Origin of the sequence: Bacillus thuringiensis (genome assembly GCF_001595725.1) — a bacterium.
Classification (GTDB): domain Bacteria; phylum Bacillota; class Bacilli; order Bacillales; family Bacillaceae_G; genus Bacillus_A; species Bacillus_A thuringiensis_K.
Map to the genome: position 1 here is coordinate 3,282,843 of NZ_CP014282.1, position 16,523 is coordinate 3,299,365.

Below are 16,523 nucleotides of genomic sequence, written 5' to 3' on the forward strand. Positions count from 1 at the left end.
GTTAACTTTACAAAGAATACATACGTACAAATACATAACTTAAAATATAAAAAGGAGGAGATACAATGACTAAAATTAATGAAACAGGTTGGAATTTAGATAATAGTTATACGACTTTACCACAATCATTTTATACAGAAATCCCCCCTACTCCCGTAAGTTCACCGGAGTTAGTTAAACTAAACCATTCATTAGCGATATCTCTTGGCTTGACCCCTGAAGAACTGAAAAAGGAAGCTGAAATTGCTATTTTCGCTGGTAATGCACTCCCAGAAGGAGCTCATCCATTAGCTCAAGCATATGCTGGTCATCAATTCGGACATTTTAATATGTTAGGCGACGGTCGTGCTCTTTTAATTGGCGAACAAATTACTCCTTCAGGTGAGCGTTTCGATATTCAACTGAAAGGTTCTGGCCCTACTCCCTATTCACGCCGAGGAGATGGCCGTGCTGCACTCGGTCCGATGCTACGTGAATATATCATTAGTGAGGCAATGTATGCACTTGATATTCCGACTACTCGCAGTTTAGCAGTTGTCACAACTGGTGAAGCAACATATCGTGAAACAAAGTTACCTGGAGCAATTTTAACTAGAGTAGCTAGTAGCCATATACGCGTCGGTACATTTCAATATGCTGCAGCTCGTGGTTCAATAGAGGACCTGAAATCACTAGCTGACTATACGATAAAAAGGCATTACCCAGAAATTGAATCCCATGAAAACCGATATACTGCATTACTACAAGCAGTCATTAAAAGACAAGCCAGTCTTATCGCAAAATGGCAACTTGTTGGATTTATCCACGGTGTAATGAACACTGACAATATAACGATTAGTGGCGAAACAATTGATTACGGTCCTTGTGCATTTATGGACAATTACGATCAAGGAACCGTATTCAGCTCTATTGACACACAAGGCCGTTATGCATATGGAAATCAACCATATATGGCCGCATGGGATCTCGCACGACTAGCAGAATCTTTAATACCGATTCTGCACGAAGATGATGAAGAAGCACTAAAAATCGCTCAAGACGAAATTTCGAAATTTAGCGTACAGTATGAAAACAATTGGTTCCTTGGAATGAAAAAGAAATTAGGACTATTTAGCAACGAAGAACAAGATCAATCACTTATTGAGCAACTTTTAAAAATGATGGAGAAATATAAAGCAGATTACACTAATACATTCCGTTCATTAACTCTTGATACGTTAGAAAATACCCCTCTATTCGATAGTCCTGAATTTAAAGAATGGTACAAACTGTGGCAATCTCGATTAGAAAAACAAGAAGAATCGAAAGAAAACGCCTACGAGATGATGAAAAATAATAACCCATCAATCATCCCGAGGAACCACCGTGTAGAAGAAGCACTAGAAGCAGCTGTTACAAATGACGACTATAGCGTAATGGAGAAACTTCTTGAAGCTTTATCAAACCCTTATGCGTATTCTACAGATCAAGAAGAATACTGCATTCCGCCTGCACCGACGAATCGCCCTTATCGTACTTTTTGTGGGACTTGATTGTTTAATATATAAAAAGGTGCGTTCATATAAATTGTGTGAACGCACCCTTTTTATATCCCCCTACTCAACTAAAACTTTAAAATGCACATCCCCCGATGCCATTTCTTTAATCCAAAATAAATTCTACACTATTCCAATAGACTTACTCGTAAGCTTGTTAAACAAATATTGAGAAATATAAAACATCATTTCTAAATATTTTTATTTTTGATACTATATTTTATAAGAATATTCAAAAAGTGAGGGGTTTTCATGAACGTTCAACTACAAGGTAATGAACAAATTACAAAATTATTTAATGACTGGTATAGAGCTATGTTACAGCATCAAACTACCCATGCAACAAAAATAAAAAAAGATATTGAAAATATCATCTCTAATTCAGAAGAAGATACAAACCTACAATTGTATTATTCACTTTTTAATTTCAGATACAAAATTTTAACAGATGGTTTAAATATTAATAAAGATGATTTTAATAAAATTGATTCTTTCCCACTTCCAGAGAATGGGCTATTTTCTTATTATTATCATTTTTTCAAGGCTATTCACAATACAATTATTGGAAACTACAATGCAGCAAAACACCTTTTCGAGAACGCTAAAAAGCTGCTAATACACGTATCTGACGAACTAGAGAATGCTGAATTTAACTACCGCTTAGCTTCCTATTATTATCAAACATATCAACCACTAGTAGCAATCCAATCTGCAAATGAAGCTAAAGCGATTTTTTCAAAACATATAAACTGTGAAATTAATGTTGCTTTGTGTGATAACATCTTTGGTTTATCTTGTATTGATTTAAAACAGTTTGAACAAGCTGAAATTAGACTTAATTCAGCATTAAATATTCTACAGAAGTATTCAGAGGAGACTTTATCATTAAGAGTACGACATAATTTAGCTTGGCTATATGCAAGTCAAAACCTTTCAGAGTTAGCAATGCGTCATATTTCAGAGGTTACAACTAAGCAACCAAATCACTTTAAAGCACTTTTTGTTGAAGCACGTGAATACTACAAGCTTGGAGAATATACTCAGGCTAAAGAACTTATAAAAAAAGGATTAAACATTTCAAATAAACTAGAAAACAAAGAGTTTCAATATCGTTTCATGATTTTAAGAGAACTAAATAATAAAACTTCTATAAATGATTTAGAAATGATAATTTTGGAAGGAATTTCTTACTTTAAAACAGAAAACCTTTGGGAATGTATACAAGAGTACACTGATGTTCTAGCAAATATGTTTTATGAAAAAGAAGACCATATAAAAGCTAGTCAATACTTTTACATGGCCAATCAAGCAAGAAAAAAACATGAAGAAAAGGGAGCTTTGATATAATGAAAAAGATTAAATTGAGCATCATTGGCTTAGCTGTTATTAGCATCACAACTCTTGGATTAAGCTTCACCTCAGAAACACCGAAAACACAGTTAGGATATGTAGCATTAAACATTGGGGACACCCCTGCACCACAAAGACCTGACCTTGTTCAATCCGTTGACGTAAGTAAAGACTACAACTCAACAACAACTGAAAAAGCACTTTAAAAAACGGAAGACCTTCAATTAAGAAGGTCTTTTTAAATACGCTTATTTAGAATATTTCCCTTTCATGTAGGCTTTATTTTCTCATCAACTCCGCAATCCTCTTACTCTCCTCACTACCAACTTTCTCAAGTTTCTCCACAACTAAATTCTGTCTCTCTACAGAATGATTTTGACTTAACTTCGCTTTTCCTTCTATTTTATTTATCTTTATTTTGAATCCAACTATTCCCTTACTTAATCCTCCCATATAATTCGGATCTACATCATTAAGTGAGTAGGTGCTCTCTGGATCTTCATATTTATTTACTAAATCTTGAAGAGAATCTACTAATGTCTTCTCATCTTCAACAATTTCTAATTCACCATATACATGCACTGCAACGTAATTCCATGTTGGTACTGCATTGTTTGTTTCATACCATGACGGAGAGATGTAACTATGTGGTCCTTGAAATATAGCTAGTACTTGCTGAGTCCCAATATCTTTCCACTGTTCATTCGGCCGTGCGAAGTGACCATGTAAAGTAAGGGTCTCCCTATTTAATAACAACGGCAAGTGCGTTGCATATGGTTCTCCGTTATGTTGAGAAAATAATGTCGCAAAGCTATTTTGTTCCATTATTTCGTACTCCATCTCTTCATCTTGTATTGTGAAATATTTTGGTATGTACATAAGCTCCCTCTTTTCCGCTCTTTTCTATTTTATTTCCTATTATATTTAGTAACCGCATCAATCAACAGGGCCAGTTTGTATTTGTTTTATAATGGCAGCTTTCTATTTCAAAACAATAGGCAGCATGTATTCCATGCTGCTTTAGTTTATTTTTTCTAATATATTTGTAATAAATACGGTCTTACCCTCAATATAACTAGATCGATTTTTCATCTCTCTCGCTAACTCTTCCTTTAAACGTCCATATTCAGCAGCAACATCGTCATGTTCACGAAGGTAATCTCGAAACGCTATATGCCTTCTCAACTCTTCACTATTTTTATCACACACATATAAATGATGTTCCATCCAAACTGTATTTCCCTCGTTCCATGGAACGAACGCATCCTTTCTTCCAAACGCCTCTCTTCCTTTAAATCTCCATTCTAACTGATGATAGTACCCTATCTTCTCAAGTTTTTTTACTACCTCATGAAAAATTTCGAACTCTTCTATTACAACATCAATATCTAGTATTGGTTTTGATGCAAGCCCTTTAACAGATGTACTCCCAACATGTTCAATAGATACAATGCTGTCTTCCATTACATTGTTAATAAGAGTGTGTATTTTATTAAATTCACTTTCCCATTTGACATTATATTCTTCGATAGCAATTCTCTGCTTCAACGTACCCCTCTTCTCAAAACAAATTATAACCGTTGAATATGAGTATCCTTAAAATTCGTCTCATATTTCAATCCATATCCAAACATTCGATCCATTCCAATATGTGCTGTCCATATTAAGCCAATCATTATAACGGTATCTATCTTAAAATAGACACCTATTAGAACAATTAATATGGATATGATATATGTGTGACATACATTATATATTTTCGCACCAACGTGATTATTGATCCCATACGCTAACATGGATAAATCTGGCGCTAAAAGGAATACAAAAAATATAATCCAACTAAACTCATATATCAAATACATATAAATCGTGGCTAAAAATACAACCATTCCTTCAAAATGTACAATACGTTTTTGCATTATTTATCATTCCTATTTTTCTATATTTATTAATACATTTTCATCGCTGAAAGTATTCTTTGCATTTTTTGACCAGATGGTTGCTAAAATTGGTCCTGCAATGTTATGCCATACCGCCGCTAATACACTTGGGAGTGCAGCAGCAGGTCCAAAATGCGCTGTCGCCAGTGCAACACCTAAGCCAGAATTTTGCATTCCTACTTCTATTGAAATAGCCCTTCTTGTCCCTTCGTCTAGTCCAAGTACGAACGCAGTTATATATCCGAGCAAAAAACCGAAAGCATTATGGAGCATCACTGCAATAAAAATAAGAAGTCCTGAAGAAGTAATGCTACTTACATTTGCTGAAACAACTGCGGAAACAATAATAATAATTGCTACAACCGATATTAAAGGAATAACAGTCATTCCTTTATTAACGATACGAGGGAAAAACTTTTTCACTACTAGTCCTAAAATAATAGGCACAATAATGACTTGTACGATAGAAAGAAACATGGACATAGCATGTACTGGCATCCATTGCCCTGCAAGTAATAGTAAAATGAGTGGTGTAGCAATTGGTGCTAGTAATGTTGATAATGAAGTCATTGCAATAGACAACGCTAAGTTCCCTTTTGCTAAATAAACCATAACATTTGATGCAGTGCCACCCGGTACTGAACCGAGCAACACTAATCCAGCTGCTAATTCCGCTGGTAAATTCATAACGTAGGCTAGTACGTATGCGACAAGTGGCATAATAATAAACTGAGCACATACACCGATAATAACTGGCAATGGTTTTGTAGCGATGATTTTAAAATCAACAGCCTTTAATGTTAATCCCATCCCAAACATTACAATCCCAAGTAAAATCGTTATGTAACTAGTTAACCCTAGAAATGGCACGGGAATGAAGTATGCAATAGCTGCCATACAAATAACCCAAAATGCAAAATACTTTCCAGCTATATTACTTATCGCTTCTAGTACTTTCATCCAATCAGCCCCTATCTTTTAATTGAAACACCTTATTCGGATTCAAAATATTTTGCGGATCAAGAGCTTTCTTTATTTTCTCCATTACAAATAATGCCGCCCCATGTTCTTCTTCTTGATACTTTCGTTTTCCGATTCCAACGCCATGTTCTCCTGTACACGTTCCTCCTCGTTTAAGAGCATACAGAACGATACTTTCGTTTATTTCGTCCGCCTTCTTTACTTCCTCTTTATCATTTGTGTCAATCATTAAGAGTACATGGAAATTCCCATCTCCAACATGACCTAGAATACCGCCAATAAGCCCTACTTTATCTAATACCTCTTTCGCATGTTGAATCGCTCCAGCTAATTCCGAAATTGGCACACATACGTCTGTACTCATTAGCTTTTTACCAGGATAACTATGCACGTAAGAGTACGCTAAGTTATACGCTAAGTTATGTCTTGCATCCCACAGTTTATTTCTCGCTGCTGTTTCCGTCTCAAACGCAATTTCTATACATTTATGATCAAGAACGATTTCTTTCGTAAATTCAATATCTTGCTTTAACCCTGCTTCATTGCCGTGAAACTCTAAAAACAGTGTCGGTTCTTCTCTGTAACTTGTTTCATTGTAATAATTTACTTGTTTCATAGATAATTCATCAACGAGTTCAATTCTCGCGATTGGAATACCTGCTTGTAATATGTTAATTACAGCTTCTACTGCATCATTTATAGTTGGAAACGATGCCCTCGCAGCCATAACATGTTCTGGTATACCGTATACTTTTAAAGTTAACTCCGTGAAACATCCAAGTGTTCCTTCTGAGCCTACGAAAATACCATTTAAATGATAACCTGATGATGACTTCGCCGCTAAATTCCCGGTATGTATTACTCCTCCATCAGCAAGAACGACTTCTAAATCTCGAACTTGATCACGCATTACCCCATACTTTACCGCTGTCGTTCCGCTCGCATTTGTAGCAGCCATTCCTCCTAACGTTGCATCAGCTCCTGGGTCTACACTAAAAAATAATCCATACTTTTTCAATTCTTTATTAAGCTGAGAGCGCGTCACCCCTGGCTGTACTCTCACAAGAAAATCCTTTTCTCTTATTTCAAGTATTTTGTTCATAAGAGAAAAGTCCATTGTAATTCCTTTTTCGTAAGGAATTACATGTCCCTCTAAACTGGACCCTACTCCAAATGGAACGACAGCTGTTCCGTGCTGAATCGCTATTTTCATTATCGCGCTAACTTCTTCGGTCGTTTTTGGAAAAACAACTACATCAGGTAAACTACTACTATGGTAAGATTCATCTTTACTATGTAACTCTCGTACTGTCATATTTATTACTACTCGATCTTCAGGAAGTATGCCTTTTAATTCATTTACTACATGTTCAATTGTTATTTCCATAATCAACTCTCCTTTTTAATTTTAAAACAAGTATACCATCTTTATACAAAATAATTAGAAAAATAAGATTATTAAACCTGAACATACAAAAAAGAACCTGCAGCAGACGCTACAAGTTCTTTTTCACTACATTTTAAACGATTTCTTTATTAACAACATAAACCAAATTAAAGTAACTGCCATCAACGAATGAGAAAATCCTACAATATAAGTTAACCCTTTAAAGTCAGCTCCATTTAACTGAAGAAGCCCTCTCGCTGCTAGCGAACCTAACATTAATGTTAATGCAATATTATGTAAAACAAACCACTTATTAAACCCTTGCACTTCATGAAACGCGAATACTTTTGCTAATCCTAAAGCAATTAAAAAGAAGAAAAAGCCAAGTACAAGTGTATGTGTATGCAAAAGATTTAACAAAGTAGATCCTAAAATCCCTTTATACTTACCATACTCCCTAGCGAAAATCCCTGATAATAAACCGATAATCAAATACGTAAACGATGCATTATATAATTTCTTCATTATGTACCTCCTTGAGTAGAATGTGTAGTGTGTCATATTTAGTAATAATGATAGTTATATAGTAAAAACTCCTAGTCACCTAGGAGTCATTGTATAAGCATCTCACTCTTTACAATCAGTCCTAATTATAAAATATCTCTCTATACAAAACAAACGAACTTTATGTGAACAAACAAAGCCCCACTAAAATATGTTGCACTTTTGTTTTACACAATCCATACTAATTGTTATAACTTTTTAAAGATGGTGTAATCATTGATAGTTCTTGAAACCGAGCGTCTTAACCTTCGTTGGTTTGATATAAAAGACGCTCCTTTTATTCTTGAGTTAGTAAACGATCCTGCATGGATTCAGTTTATTGGTGACAAAGGAGTTAGAAACTTAGAAGATGCAAAAAAATATATTGTAAACGGTCCCATCGATATGTATAACAAACTCGGATTTGGCCTTTACTTAGTAGAACGAAAAGAAGATCTCACTCCACTTGGTATGTGTGGCCTTATTAAAAGAGATTCATTAGAAGACGTTGATATCGGATTTGCCTTTTTAGAGACATTCCGTTCAAAAGGATATGGCTACGAGTCAGCTTCTGCGACAATCGAATACGGTGTACAAAAGCTCGGCATGAAACGAATTGTAGCAATTACTTCTGTAGATAACATCGCCTCAGGAAAGCTTTTAGAAAAAGTAGGATTACGATTTGAGAAAATCATTTCAGATTCAGGAGAAGATTTAAAATTATTTGGGTATAACGCATAGTAAAGAAGGTCGCCGTGAATCGCGACCTTCTTTACTATTTTACTGATCTCGTCATAATACTTTTAGTTCCATTATAGTTTTGCAGTAATTCTTGTGATTACTACTATGCCTTTCATATCACATTTTTTGGAAATTCATAGAAATATAACTTTCACATTTAAATAAATTATTAATATATTAAATAAAGGAAGTGAGAATAAATGGAACAACCGCTATTTTTATTAGTTCTTCAATTCATTGCATTCATATTAATCATTTGTATCGTATATGGAATCTTGTACAGTACCGTATTGAAATTAAATATGCCTAAATGGACTGCACATATAGTAGCTACGGTATTTTCATTTGGTATCGCCTATCAAGCTTTTATAAATTTTATTTGAAAAAATTTTTTAGCAATTACTTCTACAAATATTGTTGATGCAGTAAAATTTTTAGAAAAAGTAGGATTGTAATTTGAAAGGATTATTTCAAGATCAGGAAATGTAACCATTTTTTATAAAGTCTGTCTAGCGCAAAATAGTAAAGAAGTTATTTCCGCTGAAAATGTGTTTGCATAACAAGGAATGAATTTAATCGATCCTGCAAAAATTTTATTTTAATTCTGGTTCTATTGTTTGGAATCGTTCTAGGGTACCATTTGTGTGGACTTTAAAAATTTTCATTTGCGCACCAAAATGTTGCGTTAAGTAAAATGTATCACTAGTTATTAAATTTCCAATCTTCCAATCAGGTTGATATGTACTTTCCATGGAACTTTCTAAATCCCCAATCATTATTAAATTTATATATAAGGAAATTTCATAAATCTTCAATCACAGTTTCTTAGTTCACCTAATAGAACGTATAAAGACTCATATCATCTTTTGATTATTTTTGGATGTTTTATTCTACGTATATTCGACACAAATTGATTGTTTTTTATGAATTTTCTTGAAAAATATTGTAATATCACTCCATTTTTTCTTCTATTTTGTTATGATGTTTATAATTAAATTGGATTAGGATTTTTTTAGAAAATGGGGGCGTATATTATGAGTGTCTCAGTAAAAGGAAATGAGCAATTAACCTCTCTATTGAACGACTGGTATCGATCTATGCTATCTCAGCAAGTTATAAAAGCTACTAATCTAAAAAAGAAAATTGATGAAAAAATTAATAAGTTAAGCATTGAACCGGATCAAGAGCATCAGGATCAAAATTTGTTACTATACTATTCACTACTCGAATTTCGTTACAAGGTCTTAACAGATAGCCTTGGTATTCAACAAAATAGTTTTGATACTATTAGCGATTATGATATGCCTACAGATCAATTTCTACAATTCTATTATCATTTTTTCAAATCCATTCATTCCACTTTTATATCAAATTATACTGAGGCAGAGGAACATTATAAACTAGCAGAAAAAATATTGGTAGCTATACCAGATGAAATTGAACACGCCGAATTTTACTATAGAATTGCTACTTTCTATCACCATACCTATAACAATCTCGCTTCTATCGAATACGCAAATAAATCGAGAGCAATCTTTTCAAAGTATGAAGGTTATGAAGTAAAAACAGCCTTTTGTAATAGTTTGCTAGGTGGTTGCTGTATCTATTTAAAACAGTACGAACAAGCAGAAGAATATCTACATTGTGCAATTGATTTACTACAAAAAAATGGGGAAGAAGATTCCTTGTTATACGTAAAAAATACGATGGGTTGGTTGTATTCTGATCAAAGTATGTCTACTTTAGCTATTCGTCATCTTTCAGAAGTAACAGAGAAAATCCCTACACACTTCAAGGCCATCTTCCTACAAGCTAAGGAACATTATAAATTAGGAGAACAATCAACGGCCAACCAACTCATTGATAAGGGATTACAGATTTGCAGAAAAATTCATAACGAAGAATACACACACCACTTCTCTATTTTAAAAAGATTAAACGAAAATATTCCATTGGAAGAATTAGAAAAAATCATTCAAGAAGGAATCTTATACTTTGAGGAAGAAGAGTTATGGGAATATGTTGTCGAATACGCCGAATTATTTGCCACAAAATGTAGACAATTAGAGAACCACCAAAAAGTAAGTGACTATTTCCATATTTGTTATCAAGCAAGACAAAAATCAATCGCAAAAGGAGTGTTAAAATAATGAAAAAAATTAGCTTATTATTATCAGGCATTGCTTTTATTGGGGTATTAACGGTGGGAATTTTTCAGTTTCCTAAAACAGATCAGCTTGCTACTCATGGGCATTATCCTGCTCCTTCATATAGTGTTGGCGATTATGGTGGTGCGCCACCACAAATTTAATGTAAATGTATTTAAAAACCCTCCAAATGGAGGGTTTTTAAATGGCTTATCTGCCTGTTCAATACGCATAGAGATTACATATTATACTTATTTACTATGTTATAAGATTTTTCATTTCCACTCTGTAACAAGATTCTAGCATTCTCTCCTAGAATCTCAACTTAAATCTTAAATCCACCAATTAACTCTTGAAGTTCTTCCGCCATCTGTGCTAATTGTATTGCTGAAGAATTTATCTCTTCCATAGAAGCATGTTGTTCCTCAGATGAACCAGCTATCGTTTGCATACTTGAAGAATTTTCTTTTACAGCCATAGCTATTTGATTAATCGATGTATCAACTTTCATTGCATCAGTTGTCATTTTATTTGATAGTTCTACCATACCCTGCACTTTTGATACGATATCATTTGCAGATTTTGAAATCTCATAAAAACTTTGTTTTGTATCATTCGCAACCTTAATTCCCGACTGTACTTCTACGCCTACTTCATTCATAGCTTTTACAGTCTCATGTACGTCTGCTTGTATTTCCTTAATTAAACTTCCAATTTCCATTGAAGATTCGGATGATTGCTCTGCTAGTTTCCTAACTTCATCAGCAACAATTGCAAACCCTCGCCCCTGTTCTCCTGCTCTAGCTGCTTCAATTGCTGCATTCAATGCTAATAAATTTGTTTGTTCCGCAATATTTTGAATCGCTTCTAATATACTTCCAATTTGTTGCGATTTCTTATCTAATAATTTTATTACATTATCGGATTGAGAAACAGAGTGATGGATAGATTGCATTTGTGCTACAGTTTGTTCTACTAATTGTTCTCCTTCATTGGCTTTTTGTTTTGTGTATATGGATGAAGCCGATACTTCAGATGCATTCTCAGCTACATATTGAATATTTCGTGTTACCTCACCAATTAATTCAGCTCCAGACTCAACTTCATTATTTTGAACCTCTGCACTGTTCGAAATTTCTTCCATCTCTTTTGTAATTTGTTCTGTCGCAACACTTGCTTGCTCTACACTAGCAGTTAGTTCCTCAGAAGACGCAGCTACATGTCCTGCCGATGTGTTAATTTGAGAAATAATATTACGTAACGACTCTGCCATTGTATTGAAACTACCACCCAATTGACCAAGTTCATCCTTTGAACGAATATCTATTTTCTCGGTTAAATCTCCTTGACTAATTCTTTGAGCTGAAATGACTAATTGTCTTAGTGGAGTAATTATAGATCTGAGTATGAATAGAATTACAATCCCACCTAACAATAATGAAGCCCCTATTATAGTGAGCGTTTTATAAAAAATAGGATTAGTAGCTTCTTCAATTTCTTTCGTAGGCATTACGCCAGCTATTTTCCAACCTATTTTTTTGTTTGTCTTAAAGCTTATGTTTCGATCTTCGCCATTGAGGCTATAAGTAATTACTCCATCTTCTGTCTTATACAATTCATCCGCTAAAGTTTTCTCTAATTTCTCTCCAGGCTTTAGTGATGGATGAACAACTATAGTTTTATCTTGACTAACTATAGATACAAATCCTTGTTTACCAATTTTTATCATTTTGGATGTTTTTACGATATCTGTAATATTCAAATCTACGCCAATGACACCACTTTTATCTGCATTTTGCTTTGCAATTGCAATTACCATATTTCCTGTAGACTTTGATTTATAGGGAGATGAAACAATAATCTCTCCATTTGCTTTTACTGCATCCTTATACCAACTACTTTCTAACGGATTAAACCCTTCTGATATTTTACCAACCGGTGCATGAATAAATTGATTGTTACTGGATGCCGTATAAATCGTTTCTATCTCTGGATGTAACTGTATATATTGATCAAATTTACTCTGTACATTTTGCGATTGTTCAGGATTATAATCCCCTTGTGTAAGTACCTTTGCAAAATGAGTGACATCTATATGCTTATTTTCTAATTCATCATCAACAATCTTATCTAAAATACTTATATTATCTTTTGCTGATTGTAGAATTGTTTCATTAAGATCTGTTTTTGCTTTATTATAAGATGATACTCCTACGATAAGGCTTGGTATAATTAATATTGCTATAAATGCCATAGACAACTTCGTTTTAAGCTTTATTTGTCCCAATCTTTCTTTTATATTAAACACTAGATACTTCTCCTTTTCATTTTTACTACTTATATAGTTTATTTAAATTTTTCTCCTTTATTTTTCCACATTCATTTATGGTACCATTCGAAATGAAACCACAATTACATCCTATTATCTTCACTTTAACATTTAACGATTTAAATTTCACAGGCAAAGTTTTATCTGTCCTCCTTTCGAATATGTTATTTTTCTAGATTCAGCAATTATTAGACTACGAATTATTCCAAATAAACTGGATGCAACATATACTTCATTTAAAAATAATTATTGGATTTGTTTGGATAAAAATCTAGTTTAGCGCTAATCCAATCGGATGAAATTCTTACCATAATACATTCACTCAATATAACTAAGTACATTTATTTCTTTAAATACTTATATTTAACTGTCTTTTAACCATTCTAACTGTATTACTTCATCGTTTTATCTATTCATTACAACCACTTTTATTTTATTGAATCACTAAACCATAAATTCTAAATAGGAGAATAAAATAAATTAGAGAATTATATTGTAACATATATATATAAGTTTTTAATATTAAAATTTAAAAACTTTACTCTTTTTTTATATGCAATATTACATGCGAAAAGCCATAATTTTTTTGTTATACTATGCATGTGGATTTTTCATCCAAAATCCACATGCATATTTATGTATATGCCACCCTAATTGATGAAAGTGAGAAGAGTGTTTATCATTTTTCTCACTTTTTTATTTAGGCTCTGTTAATATTGATTATTGATAAAAAGTATTAAATAAGGGAAGACACCTTAGAGTTGGTGCTTCCCTTATTTGTTGATTATTCAAATCTAAAATAGGTATTTTCTAAACCTATTCTTTGCTTTAATGTTCTGCCCAAAGCATAATTATTTGGTAATTCTTTTTCAATGACACAAATAATATAACCTGCTTTTCCTGTTGTTAAATTAGTTAGTTGTAAGTAGTTAGTGTTGTCGTAGATATAAGAAATAATATATTCATAGAAATTATTTTCTTTATCTTCTCTATTCATACCAACATTGTACAACCTAACTCTTGCTCCTACCCAAATTTCCTCATCATCATCAACATTACTTAAAGGCATCCATTTCGAGTTATCCAATATTTCACCCTTTTCTTAATTCATTCGTTTATACACGAATGTTGCTAGACACAAACTATCATAAGCATCCGTCATTTCATTGATTAGACGACCACCGACAGAGAAAAAAGACTCAACATAGCTTTTTACCCATTGAAACACTTGCTCTTTTAGTTATTTTTACATTTTGAATCTACGAAAATGAATTCCCTTATAAAAACTCTAACAGAGAATCTTCCTTCCAAATTTCACCTAGGGAATTATTTGTTTTCCAAAAAACCTACCAACATCTTTATCAACTCATTTTAGAATATTTAAACAATAATTCCATATACATTACCTGCATAAATTATTCATTTTCTTTTATATAAGACCTACCTTTTTACTTTTGATAGATTATTAGACATTGGATTATTATACATAAATCCCAAAAACATGCGGTATTTTGTAGAATTTTGTCTATCAATATGTATGTACACCCTTTTGTAGTGGATATAGACTGTGAGGTGTAAGGAGATACCTTACAAAATAATAAAAAGGAGATTATAGAATGAGTAGATTAACAAAATTCTCAAAGTTAGTATTTGCAACTTTAATCGCGGGAAGTAGTCTAAGCACCTTTGTTTCGTCACACAGTGTACAAGCTGACACCTTAGATCCTAATTACCAAGACAATGTAAAATTCATACCACCTTCTAGTGCTAGGCCAAAATTGGAACAAAAAAACACTATTGTTCCAGAAGCAAAAGTTGTTAAAAACCATTATGTAAAGTACTCTAAAGCACATTTCCAAACTAAAGAAAGTATACCAAAAGAGATTTATTATTCTTCAGAAGGCTTTAAGGGCTATATACAGGCAAGTACCGTTTGGGATATGGGAGATCATTTCGCAACACTATATTCCGGAACCGTTATTCGATGTTAGACTTTTAATCCATTCTCCCCTAATGCTTAAAATGATTAATAACTCACTGCCAATACTGTAATATCTATTGTTCATAAAATAAACCACAAAATCTTTCGATTTCATGGTTTATCAAATATAAAGATAATGCTAAACGAATACTCTAACATTACCTTCCCCAAAGTTAATTATAGAGTATTTTCAAAAAAAAGACACTCTTGTAGTGTCTTTTTTATAGTATTTTAAAAAGAATTCCACCTACTAACACCTTTTTGTTGCGCCTATTCGTTTATTTCAATATGATACTTTTCCATCTCGTATATGCAATAGACAATGATAGCTAAACTCCAACTGACACTATAATAATTATGTGTGTAGAAGTCATAGCCCGCTTTAATACCTTTCTCTATTACAACTAATGTAAATCCTAAAGCCACCCATCTGTTAATTTTCATCTTTATAAACGTTAAAGAGATAATTATTAAAAATAAAATATTTGTAAGATGATTTATCATTAGCTCATATTTTTGAATGTATACTGCCATTATACAAGCAACGATATTAGTCGCAATGCCAAAGGCAATCACCGCTCTCCAAACCCTGTCCGAAAGTCCCACTCCTGAGTCAGTCCCTTCCTAAACAAATATCCCTTTCTTTAATTCGTTCCTACACCCTATTCAAGATATGCTAAATTATCCTTGTCTGATGAATATCTATTTATCTTTTCATATAGAGCAAACAAAATTTCTACTCATAATTTTTTCTTTATTAGACAAACTATGTCTAAACCGTTTGAACTAGCGGCTTCACTCTTCTGGTAATGGGATAGCACAATTTATTGAATTGACTAACTCATTCACCCCACTGGCACCGGCAGGCAATAAAATATTTGTCTGCCATTTTCATGTATACTTTTTCTAATTTCATTTCAAACCAAGTGTGTGCTGTACTGATTTCAAAAGGACAGAATTTCATTTTTTAAAATGTAAAAAAGATAAGATCCTGTCTACTTTTGGTATAGGACTTTTTCTTTTCACACATACTATTTTTGAACCTGTTTACCAATACGTGTCCTAATGGTGTCTTGAATTCCTCCTAAAAAGGGCTGCAGATACGACTGCATGCCCTTTTATTTACGTTGTTTCTCTATACCCAATAAAGCAATTAAAAGCTAAAAACACACTATTACACATTCTTTTAATTCCAGATTATGTTAAAATTTCTTAAGTTGCTTATTTCATAGTCGAATTATGATTTCGTATCTAATTCAGCAATATCTGAGCTGTATCTATTATAATTAACAACATAACAATTGAAGTACCAAGGCTCACACTCCCTTCTACTGTAAAAAAAGGTGATGTTCTTATTATTGAGTTTAATAAATATGCAATTGATAAAAAGGAAACAGAAAAAAGCAGACGTGAAATTCAAAATTTATTGGATAAACTATTTGAATAGTAATATTAATTCATCAAACAAGAAGAGCTATCCAATAGGACGGCTCCTCTTTATTTCACATACACATAGGCTTTGTTCGCAATAATATAGCATGTTTTTCTTTTGCTGTTGTGAAATATACAATTAAAAAAGTGAGCAATAT

At 33.0% G+C, this 16,523-nt stretch carries 19 protein-coding genes; 9 read left to right on the forward strand and 10 right to left on the reverse strand.

Features of this window, described 5'->3' with window-relative positions; all coding sequences use genetic code 11:
* The first annotated feature begins 65 nt into the window (after positions 1 to 65).
* From AXW78_RS16490 to AXW78_RS16500, 3 genes are all read left to right on the forward strand, one after another.
* Positions 66 to 1,532, forward strand: coding sequence for a protein adenylyltransferase SelO (locus AXW78_RS16490; protein WP_061884446.1), 1,467 nt, complete (start codon positions 66 to 68; stop codon positions 1,530 to 1,532).
* 255 nt (positions 1,533 to 1,787) lie between these two features.
* Positions 1,788 to 2,882, forward strand: a complete 1,095-nt coding sequence (locus AXW78_RS16495) for a response regulator aspartate phosphatase (protein ID WP_001102730.1) — start codon at positions 1,788 to 1,790, stop codon at positions 2,880 to 2,882.
* Entirely contained in the window at positions 2,882 to 3,091 is a 210-nt protein-coding gene (locus AXW78_RS16500; protein WP_000721431.1) for a hypothetical protein, read from the forward strand. The genes AXW78_RS16495 and AXW78_RS16500 overlap by 1 nt, the downstream gene beginning before the upstream one ends.
* 73 nt (positions 3,092 to 3,164) lie before the next feature.
* Here AXW78_RS16500 and AXW78_RS16505 read toward each other — a convergent pair whose 3' ends face one another.
* The 6 genes from AXW78_RS16505 to AXW78_RS16530 all read right to left on the reverse strand — a co-directional run bounded on the left by AXW78_RS16505 (position 3,165) and on the right by AXW78_RS16530 (position 7,718).
* Positions 3,165 to 3,764, reverse strand: a complete 600-nt coding sequence (locus tag AXW78_RS16505) for an FMN-binding negative transcriptional regulator (RefSeq protein ID WP_061884447.1) — start codon at positions 3,762 to 3,764, stop codon at positions 3,165 to 3,167.
* 141 nt (positions 3,765 to 3,905) lie between these two features.
* A complete protein-coding gene (locus AXW78_RS16510) occupies positions 3,906 to 4,433 on the reverse strand; it encodes a GrpB family protein (protein ID WP_061884448.1) in 528 nt (175 codons plus the stop codon).
* Positions 4,434 to 4,456: 23 nt separating this feature from the next.
* Positions 4,457 to 4,804: a DUF4260 domain-containing protein gene (locus AXW78_RS16515; RefSeq protein ID WP_061884449.1), complete on the reverse strand. Its 348-nt coding sequence runs from the start codon at positions 4,802 to 4,804 to the stop codon at positions 4,457 to 4,459.
* Positions 4,805 to 4,816: 12 nt separating this feature from the next.
* Entirely contained in the window at positions 4,817 to 5,785 is a 969-nt protein-coding gene (locus AXW78_RS16520) for a bile acid:sodium symporter family protein (RefSeq protein ID WP_000865850.1), read from the reverse strand.
* Positions 5,786 to 5,789: 4 nt separating this feature from the next.
* Complete coding sequence (locus tag AXW78_RS16525; RefSeq protein WP_061884450.1) at positions 5,790 to 7,193, reverse strand: FAD-binding oxidoreductase; 1,404 nt, start codon at positions 7,191 to 7,193, stop codon at positions 5,790 to 5,792.
* A gap of 126 nt (positions 7,194 to 7,319) precedes the next feature.
* A complete protein-coding gene (locus AXW78_RS16530) occupies positions 7,320 to 7,718 on the reverse strand; it encodes a DUF2871 family protein (RefSeq protein WP_000737896.1) in 399 nt (132 codons plus the stop codon).
* A 255-nt stretch (positions 7,719 to 7,973) separates the two neighbouring features.
* Between AXW78_RS16530 and AXW78_RS16535 the strand changes: the two genes are divergently transcribed.
* Together AXW78_RS16535 and AXW78_RS16540 are read left to right on the forward strand one after the other, a co-directional pair.
* Entirely contained in the window at positions 7,974 to 8,477 is a 504-nt protein-coding gene (locus AXW78_RS16535; RefSeq protein ID WP_000636202.1) for a GNAT family N-acetyltransferase, read from the forward strand.
* A 200-nt stretch (positions 8,478 to 8,677) separates the two neighbouring features.
* Complete coding sequence (locus tag AXW78_RS16540) at positions 8,678 to 8,860, forward strand: hypothetical protein (RefSeq protein ID WP_000437510.1); 183 nt, start codon at positions 8,678 to 8,680, stop codon at positions 8,858 to 8,860.
* Positions 8,861 to 9,070: 210 nt separating this feature from the next.
* On the opposite strand, the gene AXW78_RS16545 is transcribed toward AXW78_RS16540, so the two are convergent.
* On the reverse strand, positions 9,071 to 9,253 hold the full coding sequence (locus AXW78_RS16545) for a DUF5065 family protein (RefSeq protein WP_003302152.1): 183 nt from the start codon (positions 9,251 to 9,253) through the stop codon (positions 9,071 to 9,073).
* A gap of 258 nt (positions 9,254 to 9,511) precedes the next feature.
* Between AXW78_RS16545 and AXW78_RS16550 the strand changes: the two genes are divergently transcribed.
* Both AXW78_RS16550 and AXW78_RS34460 read left to right on the forward strand, forming a co-directional pair.
* Entirely contained in the window at positions 9,512 to 10,627 is a 1,116-nt protein-coding gene (locus AXW78_RS16550; protein WP_000116959.1) for a Rap family tetratricopeptide repeat protein, read from the forward strand.
* The gene (locus tag AXW78_RS34460) at positions 10,627 to 10,788 is read left to right on the forward strand and encodes a hypothetical protein (RefSeq protein WP_061884451.1); all 162 of its coding nucleotides are present in this window, start codon (positions 10,627 to 10,629) and stop codon (positions 10,786 to 10,788) included. The genes AXW78_RS16550 and AXW78_RS34460 overlap by 1 nt, the downstream gene beginning before the upstream one ends.
* Positions 10,789 to 10,949: 161 nt before the next feature.
* Here the strand turns inward: AXW78_RS34460 and AXW78_RS16560 are convergent, their stop codons facing one another.
* The gene (locus AXW78_RS16560) at positions 10,950 to 12,932 is read right to left on the reverse strand and encodes a methyl-accepting chemotaxis protein (protein WP_061884452.1); all 1,983 of its coding nucleotides are present in this window, start codon (positions 12,930 to 12,932) and stop codon (positions 10,950 to 10,952) included.
* Between the two features lie 805 nt (positions 12,933 to 13,737).
* A complete protein-coding gene (locus tag AXW78_RS16565; RefSeq protein WP_002024558.1) occupies positions 13,738 to 14,022 on the reverse strand; it encodes a hypothetical protein in 285 nt (94 codons plus the stop codon).
* Positions 14,023 to 14,569: 547 nt separating this feature from the next.
* On the opposite strand from AXW78_RS16565, the gene AXW78_RS16570 reads away from it, so the two are divergent.
* The gene (locus AXW78_RS16570; protein WP_000088960.1) at positions 14,570 to 14,944 is read left to right on the forward strand and encodes a hypothetical protein; all 375 of its coding nucleotides are present in this window, start codon (positions 14,570 to 14,572) and stop codon (positions 14,942 to 14,944) included.
* A 260-nt stretch (positions 14,945 to 15,204) separates the two neighbouring features.
* On the opposite strand, the gene AXW78_RS16575 is transcribed toward AXW78_RS16570, so the two are convergent.
* Positions 15,205 to 15,540 carry a hypothetical protein gene (locus AXW78_RS16575; protein ID WP_000524436.1) on the reverse strand — a complete coding sequence of 112 codons (336 nt, stop codon included), beginning with the start codon at positions 15,538 to 15,540 and terminating at the stop codon, positions 15,205 to 15,207.
* A 673-nt stretch (positions 15,541 to 16,213) separates the two neighbouring features.
* Between AXW78_RS16575 and AXW78_RS32550 the strand changes: the two genes are divergently transcribed.
* Complete coding sequence (locus AXW78_RS32550; protein ID WP_046945785.1) at positions 16,214 to 16,381, forward strand: DUF3006 domain-containing protein; 168 nt, start codon at positions 16,214 to 16,216, stop codon at positions 16,379 to 16,381.
* The last annotated feature ends 142 nt before the right edge of the window (positions 16,382 to 16,523 follow it).

Excerpts from the sequence above, each read along its gene's own strand:
- AXW78_RS16565 (WP_002024558.1), bottom strand. The coding sequence starts at position 14,022 with ATGCCTTTAAGTAATGTTGATGATGATGAGGAAATTTGGGTAGGAGCA.
- AXW78_RS16525 (WP_061884450.1), bottom strand. The coding sequence starts at position 7,193 with ATGGAAATAACAATTGAACATGTAGTAAATGAATTAAAAGGCATACTT.
- AXW78_RS16490 (WP_061884446.1), top strand. The coding sequence starts at position 66 with ATGACTAAAATTAATGAAACAGGTTGGAATTTAGATAATAGTTATACG.
- AXW78_RS16520 (WP_000865850.1), bottom strand. The coding sequence starts at position 5,785 with ATGAAAGTACTAGAAGCGATAAGTAATATAGCTGGAAAGTATTTTGCA.
- AXW78_RS16515 (WP_061884449.1), bottom strand. The coding sequence starts at position 4,804 with ATGCAAAAACGTATTGTACATTTTGAAGGAATGGTTGTATTTTTAGCC.
- AXW78_RS16550 (WP_000116959.1), top strand. The coding sequence starts at position 9,512 with ATGAGTGTCTCAGTAAAAGGAAATGAGCAATTAACCTCTCTATTGAAC.
- AXW78_RS16505 (WP_061884447.1), bottom strand. The coding sequence starts at position 3,764 with ATGTACATACCAAAATATTTCACAATACAAGATGAAGAGATGGAGTAC.
- AXW78_RS16540 (WP_000437510.1), top strand. The coding sequence starts at position 8,678 with ATGGAACAACCGCTATTTTTATTAGTTCTTCAATTCATTGCATTCATA.
- AXW78_RS34460 (WP_061884451.1), top strand. The coding sequence starts at position 10,627 with ATGAAAAAAATTAGCTTATTATTATCAGGCATTGCTTTTATTGGGGTA.
- AXW78_RS16570 (WP_000088960.1), top strand. The coding sequence starts at position 14,570 with ATGAGTAGATTAACAAAATTCTCAAAGTTAGTATTTGCAACTTTAATC.
- AXW78_RS16545 (WP_003302152.1), bottom strand. The coding sequence starts at position 9,253 with ATGATTGGGGATTTAGAAAGTTCCATGGAAAGTACATATCAACCTGAT.
- AXW78_RS16500 (WP_000721431.1), top strand. The coding sequence starts at position 2,882 with ATGAAAAAGATTAAATTGAGCATCATTGGCTTAGCTGTTATTAGCATC.
- AXW78_RS16495 (WP_001102730.1), top strand. The coding sequence starts at position 1,788 with ATGAACGTTCAACTACAAGGTAATGAACAAATTACAAAATTATTTAAT.
- AXW78_RS16530 (WP_000737896.1), bottom strand. The coding sequence starts at position 7,718 with ATGAAGAAATTATATAATGCATCGTTTACGTATTTGATTATCGGTTTA.